At 71.0% G+C, this 8,204-nt stretch carries 6 protein-coding genes; 4 read left to right on the top strand and 2 right to left on the bottom strand.

The features are described 5' to 3' along the window. On the bottom strand, positions 1–821 hold an 821-nt coding region (gene ntrB, locus PKD06_RS11270; RefSeq protein WP_324380272.1), incomplete at its 3' end, for a nitrate ABC transporter permease. Positions 822–846: 25 nt separating this feature from the next. Next, on the bottom strand, positions 847–2,169 hold the full coding sequence (locus PKD06_RS11265) for a CmpA/NrtA family ABC transporter substrate-binding protein (protein WP_324380271.1): 1,323 nt from the start codon (positions 2,167–2,169) through the stop codon (positions 847–849). Positions 2,170–2,586: 417 nt separating this feature from the next. Here PKD06_RS11265 and PKD06_RS11260 point away from each other — a divergent pair, with 417 nt between their 5' ends. The 4 genes from PKD06_RS11260 to PKD06_RS11245 all read left to right on the top strand — a co-directional run bounded on the left by PKD06_RS11260 (position 2,587) and on the right by PKD06_RS11245 (position 8,172). Beyond that, entirely contained in the window at positions 2,587–3,189 is a 603-nt protein-coding gene (locus PKD06_RS11260; RefSeq protein ID WP_324380270.1) for an ANTAR domain-containing protein, read from the top strand. 2 nt (positions 3,190–3,191) lie between these two features. Then, on the top strand, positions 3,192–4,484 hold the full coding sequence (locus PKD06_RS11255; RefSeq protein ID WP_324380269.1) for a CmpA/NrtA family ABC transporter substrate-binding protein: 1,293 nt from the start codon (positions 3,192–3,194) through the stop codon (positions 4,482–4,484). Positions 4,485–4,762: 278 nt separating this feature from the next. Continuing rightward, positions 4,763–6,559, top strand: a complete 1,797-nt coding sequence (locus PKD06_RS11250) for a NirA family protein (RefSeq protein ID WP_324380268.1) — start codon at positions 4,763–4,765, stop codon at positions 6,557–6,559. Then, entirely contained in the window at positions 6,556–8,172 is a 1,617-nt protein-coding gene (locus PKD06_RS11245) for a sulfite reductase subunit alpha (RefSeq protein ID WP_324380267.1), read from the top strand. The genes PKD06_RS11250 and PKD06_RS11245 overlap by 4 nt, the downstream gene beginning before the upstream one ends. Positions 8,173–8,204: the final 32 nt, after the last annotated feature.

The following is an 8,204-nucleotide window of genomic DNA, read 5'->3' as shown; positions in this document are numbered from 1 at the left end:
CCGACGCCGCCGATCAGCATCTCGGCCGCCACGATCGCGAGCCAGGACAGGCCGATGCCGATCCGCAGGCCCGTGAAGATGTAGGGCGCGGCCGAGGGCAGCATGATCTTCCAGAAGAACTCGAAATGGTTGAGCCGCAGCACCTGCGCGACGTTGCGGTAATCCTGCGGGATGTTGCGGATGCCGACCGCCGTGTTGATGATGATCGGCCAGATCGCCGTGATGAAGATGACGAAGATCGCGGAGGGCTGGCCGTCGCGGAAGGCGGCGAGGGCGAGCGGCAGCCAGGCGAGCGGCGGCACGGTGCGCAGCACCTGGAAGATCGGATCGAGGCCGCGCATCGCCCATTCGGACTGGCCGACCAGCGTGCCGAGCGCGATGCCGGCCCCCGCCGCCAGCACGTAGCCGAGGGCGACGCGCTGAAGGCTGGCGGAGAGGTGCCAGAACAGCCCCTTGTCGATGCCGCCGCGATCATAGAAGGGGTCGACGATCAGTTCCCAGGTGTCGCTCAGCACCTGCGAGGGCGGCGGCAGGGCCGAGCCGGCCTTGTGGCAGAGCAGCTCCCAGATCGTCAGGAGCAGCGCCAGCACCACGAGCGGCGGCGCGAGGGCCGCGGCAAGGCCCCGCAGCGCGCGGCCGAGCCGGGCCGCGACGTCGCGCGCGGCGGGGCCGGAGCGGGCGGGACTCTCGGTCTTCTCCGGCCGCGCCGTCCTTGCGCGCGTCGGGCCCGCCTTGCGCGGAAACGCGCGGAAGGCCGCGATGCGGCCGCGGGACACCGGCAGGGCCGCATCGGTTTCGAGGGGTCGAACCGTCAGGGTCATCGTCGGGACTCCGGGAGGGGGCAGCTCAGATCTCGGCGCGCTTGATGCCGAGGCTCTTCAGGTAGGCGGCCGGATCGGCCGGATCGAAGACCTTGCCGTCGAACATCGTCTCGACGCCGCGCGAGGTGGAGGTGGGGATCTCGGCGGCCGGCACGCCCAGCGCCTTGGCGGCCTCGCGCCAGAGATCCTCGCGGTTGACCTTGCCGATCAGCGCCTTCGCGTCGACATTCGGCTCGAACCGGCCCCAGCGGATGTCCTCGGTGATGAACCAGAGGTCGTGGCTCTGGAACGGATAGGAGGCGTGGTCGGCCCAGTAGCGCATGACGTGCGGGCTCCGCTCCACCACCTTGCCGGGGAGGCCGTAGTCGAACCTGCCCTTCATGCGGTCGGCGAGGTCGGCGACCGGGCAGTTGATCCATTGCCGCTTGGCGCAGATGGCCGCGGCCTCGGCGCGGTTCTCCGTTTTCTCGCACCACATCTGGGCTTCCATCACGGCCATGAGCAGCGCGCGGGCCGCCTTGGGATATCTGTCGACGAAGGCGGCCCGCATCGCGAAAGCCTTCTCCGGATGCTTGTCCCACAGCTCGCCGGTGGTCAGCGCCGTGTAGCCGATGCCCTGGTGGACGAGCTGGAGGTTCCAGGGCTCGCAGACGCAGAAGCAGTCCATGGTGCCGACCTTCATGTTGGCGACCATCTGCGCGGGCGGAACGACGATCGTCTCGATGTCCCGGTCGGGGTCGATTCCGCCGGCGGACAGCCAGTAGCGGATCCACAGGTCGTGGGTGCCGCCGGGGAAGGTCATGGCCGCCTTGACCGACTTGCCGGCCGCCTTCCTGGCCTCCAGCGCCTTGCGGAACGGCGCCGCGTCCGTGCCGATCCCGAGCCCGGCATAGTCCTTTCCGACCGAGATGCACTGGCCGTTCAGGTTGAGCCTCGCCAGGATGTACATCGGCGTCGGCACGTTGTTCTGCGTCACCCGGCCGGCCGAGATGAGGTAGGGCATCGGCGTCAGGATGTGGGCGCCGTCGATGCCGTTGCCCTCCGAGCCGAGCACGAGATTGTCGCGCGTCGTGCCCCAGGAGGCCTGCTTCACGACCTCCACCTCGGGCATGCCGTATTTGGCGAAGAGGCCCTTCTCCTTGGCGACGAAGAGCGGCGCGGCGTCGGTCAGGGCGATGAAGCCGAGCTTCGCGCCCCGCACCTCCGGGCCGGCCTCCTGCGCCCAGGCGCCGCCCGGCAGGAGCGCGCGCGCCGCCCCGAGCAGGGCCGCCGTGGCGGCCGTGCCCTTGAGAAGATCGCGGCGGGTCTGCGGCAAGGGGCGCGCGGCGACACCGTTCTGCTTCGTCATGCAAGCCTCCGTGCTGCGGCGCAACGCGCCCATTGTCTCGCGACCGACAAGAAAAGCCGCCGGCCCAGCCCCGAGGACCGCGACAGCGGGGCCCTCGGATGCAGGATCGGCGGCTTTGCCTGGTGCGCCCGCCATTGGTGGAATGGAGGCAGGAGCCATGCCAGTTCCGGGAAACGGCTCGATCTCCCGGGCATCGGGGCAACGGCCGATTCGATCGCGACGTCGAGGGTGGGCGCCATGTCCGAAATGGCGCCGCGCCGGTGCCCGGCCGCCCAAATTTTGTGCGCCGCATCATGGATGCCGGCTGGGCCGGGCGCCTGCGCGGCGGCCCGGATGTCCGGCCCTGCCCCCCGGCCGGGCAGCACCGCCCAACCATCGTGCTTGAGCGAAATCCCGCCCGGGGCATGATGCCGTCCCGTGGCTGATTCCCAGACCAGAGCCCCGATCCGCGTCGCGGTCGTCGACGACAATCCCGTTCGCTCGGCGATCGTCGTGGACGGGCTGCGCGAGGCGGGCGTCACCGAGCTGGTCGTCATCCCGACGACGGCCAGCCTGGTGCGGCGCCTCGTCGAGGCCGCGCCCGACGTGATCGTCATCGGCCTCGCCAATCCGAGCCGCGACATGCTCGAGCAGATGTTCCAGGTCTCGCGCGTAGTGTCCCGACCCGTGGCGATGTTCGTCGACCGGTCCGACGAGGACACGATCCGCGCGGCCATCGAGGCCGGCGTTTCGGCCTATGTCGTGGACGGACTGAAGAAGGAGCGCGTGAAGACGATCGTCGACATGGCGATCAGCCGCTTCGCCGCCTTCGACCGGCTCCAGCGCGAGCTGGAGGCCGCGCGCAGCGAGCTGCAGGCCCACAAGACGGTCGACCGCGCCAAGGCGATCCTCATGCGCGTGCGCGATCTCAGCGAGGAGGAAGCCTACACGCTGCTGAGGCAGACCGCGATGCGGGAGCGGCGCAAGCTCGCGGACGTCGCCGCGAGCCTCATCACGGCATCGGCCCTTCTGGAGAAATGACGATGCTGGCAAGCGGGAGGGACCAGCCCGAGGACGGCGTTCCGGGGCATGAGCCGGCCGCTCCGGCCATCGGCCGCCGCGAGAGCCGGCTGGTGCGGGCCGGCTTCATCCCGCTGCTCGACGTCGCGGTGCTGGTCGCGGCGCGGGAGGGGGGATTCGCGGCGCGCGAGGGGCTCGACCTCGCGCTGATGCGCGACGTGTCCTGGGCCAATATCCGCGACCGCCTTGCCTTCCACCAGTTCGACGTGGCGCATATGCTGGCGCCGATGACGGTCGCGGCGCAGGTGGGGCTCGGCTCCAACCCCTCGCCGACGATCACGCCGTTCTCGCTCGGGCGCGGCGGCAACGCCGTCACGCTGTCGCAGACGCTCTACGAGGCGATGGAGGCGGCCGCCGGCCTCGCGGACGAGGCGGATGCGCTGGCGGCCGCGAAGGCGCTCAAGGCGGTCGTGGAGGCGCGCCGGGCGCGCGGCGCGCGGCCGCTCGTCTTCGGCATGACCTATCCGTTCTCCTCGCACAACTACGAGCTTCGCTACTGGATGGCAGCCGGCGGCGTCGATCCGGACCGGGACGTGACCATGACCGTAGTGCCCCCGCCGCTCACCGCCGACGCGATGACGGCCGGCGCCATCGACGGCTTCTGCGTCAACGCGCCGTGGAACATGATGGCGGTGGCGCGCGGCATCGGGCGGGTCGTCGCCGTCAAGGCCGACATCTGGCCCGATGCGCCCGAGAAGGTGCTCGGCATGCGCGCCGACTGGGCCGAGGCCAACCGGGACACGCTGGCCCGCCTGCTGGTGGCGCTCGACGCGGCGGCGGCCTGGTGCGACCGGCCCGACAATCGCCCGGAACTCGCCGGCATGATGACCGAGGGCGGCCATGTCGATGCCCCGCGCGCCCTCGCGGCGGCCTTGCTTGCGGGCGAATTCCAGGTCGCGCCCTCGGGCCGGCGGCGGATCATCCCCGATTACCTGACCTTCCACCGAGGCGGCGCCACGCTGCCCCGGATCGAGGAGGCGCTCTGGTCCTTCAGCCAGATGGTGCGGTGGGGCCAGGCGGCGCTCACCGAGGCCAATATCGTCCGCGCGCGCTCCGCCTACCGCGCCGACCTCTACCATGCAGCCCTGCCGGGGCGGGACCCGGCGGGGCCGCCCGGCGCTCCCTTCATCGACGGCCGCGCCTTCACGCCCGGCGCGCTCGGCGCCTATGTGGACGGGTTCGAGATCGCCAGGCGCGCGGCGAGGGCCACATCCGCGCAACTGGCGGAAATTTCGAGCGGCGATCGGGCTGATTGAATAAATTATAGGCGTGCCTACGGATTGACCTCCGGCCTCGGACTCAGCACCCTGGGGACGATCCGCCCTTCCGTCGTCCAAAGCCGGGCCCTCGGGGGAGGATCGCGGAATCCGCGGCGAGACCGCCTTCCGGCCGGGTCAAGGGCGACCCTCCTCAGACGCAGGCAACGGCCAGGTCGATCGGCAGGCCGCCCGGTGCTTCGCGGATCAGCCTTTCGATTCCCCAGACCACGACGCGACCGTCGCCCGGATTTCGACGCGCGCCGAGGAGAGCCGATATGAGCGCCCTTCCGACCGGCCCCGGCCGGCCTCCCGATGGATTCTTTCCCGAACAGCAGCGCTGGCTCGAAGGCTTCGTCTCGGGCGCGGCGGCGATCCGCGCTCTGCCTCAGCAGAGCGGTACGCCGCCCGAGCCGACCGGGCCCGACTCCGAGGCCGACAAGGCGCGAAGCCGCGCCGCCGCCGGCGGCAAGCTCTCGGAGCAGGAGCGCTGGAAGGCCGCCGACAACCCGCTCGACGCCTATCCACGCCTCAGGCGCGAGGCGCTCGCCGGCGCGAAGCCGAAGCCGGACGACAATTTCCGCTGGCGCTATCACGGCCTCTTCCACGTCGCGCCGACACAGGATTCCTACATGTGCCGGCTGAGGATCGCGAACGGCATCCTCAAGCACTGGCAGTTCGCGGCGATCGCCGACGCGGCCGAGGCCCATGGCGGCGGCTACAGCCACGTGACGACGCGCGCCAATCTCCAGATCCGGGAGATCAGCCCGCAGAACGGCCCGGCTTTGCTCGAGACGCTGGTGGATATCGGCGTCGCGGCGCGCGGCTCGGGCGCCGACAACATCCGCAACGTGACGGGCTCGGCGACCGCCGGCATCGACCCGCACGAGCTGCTCGACACGCGCCCCCATGCGCGAGCCTGGCAGCACCACATCTTCAACTGCCGGGCCATGTTCGGCCTGCCGCGCAAGTTCAACGTCGCTTTCGACGGGGCGGGCTCGATCGCGACGCTGGAGGACACCAACGACATCGGCTTCCAGGCCGTGGAGGTCCTCGCCGGCGCGCCGGTCGAGGCCGGGATCTGGTATCGGCTGACGCTTGGCGGCATCACGGGCCACAAGGATTTCGCCCGCGACACGGGCCTCGTCGTCAGGCCCGAGGAGGCGACGCGCATTGCGGACGCGATCGTGCGCGTCTTCATCGCGCACGGGGACCGCACCAACCGCAACAAGGCGCGGCTGAAATACCTGCTCGACGCCTGGGGCTTCCCGAAATTCCTCGAAGAGGTCGAGACGGTGCTCGGCGAGAGGCTGACGCGGCTCGACCCGGCCTTCGTCGCCGCCCGCCCCGCCTATGACCGGCTCGCGCATATCGGGGTACACCGGCAGCGGCAGGCGGGGCTCAACTGGATCGGCGTCGCGCTCCCGGCCGGCCGGATGACGAGCGGGCAGATGCGTACCCTTGCCCGTATCGCGGCGGAGATCGGCGACGGCGACATCCGCCTGACGGTCTGGCAGAATCTTCTGATTTCCGGTGTGCCCGATGCCAGAGTAGAGGAGGCTACGGGCCGTATCCTCGCGGCGGGGCTGGCGGTGACGGCGTCGAATCTGCGGGCCGGCCTCGTCGCCTGCACGGGAAGCCGCGGCTGCCGTTTCGCGGCGGCCGACACCAAGGGCCACGCGCTCGCGATCGCCGATTACGTCGAGGCGCGCCTCGCGGTCGACGAGCCGGTGAATATCCACCTCACCGGCTGCCACAATTCCTGCGCCCAGCACTATATCGGCGATATCGGGCTGATCGGCGCCCGGGTGCCGGTCGGCGAGGAGGGCGACACGGTCGAGGGCTACCACCTCCATGTCGGCGGCGGCTTCGGCACCGATGCGGCGGTCGCCCGGCTCCTTTGCGAGAACGTCCGGGGCGAGGAGGTGCCGCAGCGCGTCGAGGCGCTGCTGCGGGCCTGGATGAGCCGCCGCAACGCCTCGGAAAGCTTCGCGGCCTTCGCGCGCCGGCTCGGGCCGGAGGTGCTGAAGGGGCTCGCCGAGGAGGTTTCCATGCTGCGCGAGGCCGCCGAATGAACGCTCCCCTCCCATCCAGCCTGCCAGCCGCGCCGATCCAGCTCGTGCCGGATACGGCGCCCTTCGATCCGAGCCAGCGGGCTTGGCTGAACGGTTTCCTCGCGGCCGCGCTCGGTGCTATCGCCCCGCCCGGCGGTCCCGGCATCGCCGCGCCGGCGAAGGATGACGCGACCGAGGCCGGCCCGGTCCTCGCCGGCAACGACGACGCGCCCTGGCACGACCCCAGCCTGCCGGCGCCGGACCGCATGAAGATGGCCGAGGGCTATCCGCAGGCCCCGCGTCTGATGGCGGCCATGGCGCAGCAGGATTGCGGCCAGTGCGGCTATAGCTGCGCCGACTACGCCAACGCCCTCTTCCTCGGCGCGGAGAGCCGGCAGAATCTCTGCGCCCCCGGCGGCAAGGAGACGATGCGCCTCGTCAAGGCGCTGATGGCGGAGTTCGGCGCGACGCCCGCGACGCCCGCGGCTCCCGCGGCTCCCGCCCTCGTCGAGGCCGCGGCCACGGGGCCGAGCCGCGAGAATCCGGGTGCGGCCGTATTCCTCGGCCGCCGCCGGCTGACCGGCGAGGGCTCGGAGAAGACCGCCTACCATATCGAATTCGACCTCGAGGGCAGCGGCCTCGACTACGCGGCGGGCGATTCCTTCGGCGTCTTTCCCGAGAACCATCCGGGCTATGTCGACCAGCTCATCGGCCTGCTCGGCGCCTCGCCCCAGGCCGAGGTGCGGGGCCGGACCCTGCGCGAGGTGCTGCTGGAGGAGACCTCGCTCGGGGCCGCGCCCGACGCTCTGGCGGAACTCTTCTCCTACCTCCTCGGAGGCGCCGCGCGCGAGAAGGCGAAGGCGCTGGCGCGCGGCGAGGACCCGGACGGGGACGCGGCGGCGCTCGACGTCCTGGGGCTGCTCCACAAGTTCCCGGCCGCCCGGCCGCATCCGGAAGCCTTCGTGGAGGCGCTGGAGCCGCTGCAGCCGCGGCTCTACTCGATCTCCTCCTCGCCCGCCGCGACCCCGGGCAAGGTCAGCCTGACGATTGATGCGGTGCGCTACCGGATCGGCCAGCGGCTCCGGTTCGGCTGCGCCTCCACCTTCCTCGGCGAGCGGGCCGTCCCGGGCCGGGCCGTGAGGGCCTATGTGCAGAAAGCGCATGGTTTCGCGCTGCCGAAGGACCCGGCGAAGCCGATCGTCATGGTCGGCCCCGGCACCGGCATCGCGCCCTTCCGCTCCTTCCTGCAGGAACGGCGCGCGACCGGAGCGCCGGGGCGGAACTGGCTCTTCTTCGGCCATCAGCGGCAGGCCAGCGACTTCTTCTATGCGGAGGAACTCGCCGGGATGAAGAAGGCGGGGCATCTCACCCGCCTGTCGCTCGCCTGGTCCCGCGACGGGCGCGAGAAGATCTACGTCCAGGACCGCATGCGGGAGGTCGGCGCCGACCTCTTCCGGTGGCTGGAGGACGGCGCGCATTTCTATATCTGCGGCGACGCCAAGCGCATGGCCAAGGACGTGGAGGCAGCGCTCGTGGAGGTCGTCGCCCAGCACGGCAAGCGCGGCATCGACGCCGCGATCGCCTATATCTCGGAGCTGAAGAAGACAGCGCGCTACCAGGCAGACGTCTATTGAAGGCGGCGCAAAGTCACGACGCACGGGCGCTT

It is taken from the genome of Enterovirga sp., assembly GCF_035325185.1.
In the GTDB taxonomy this organism is placed as follows: domain Bacteria; phylum Pseudomonadota; class Alphaproteobacteria; order Rhizobiales; family Beijerinckiaceae; genus Enterovirga.
This window is presented reverse-complemented; position numbering and strand designations above follow the sequence as displayed.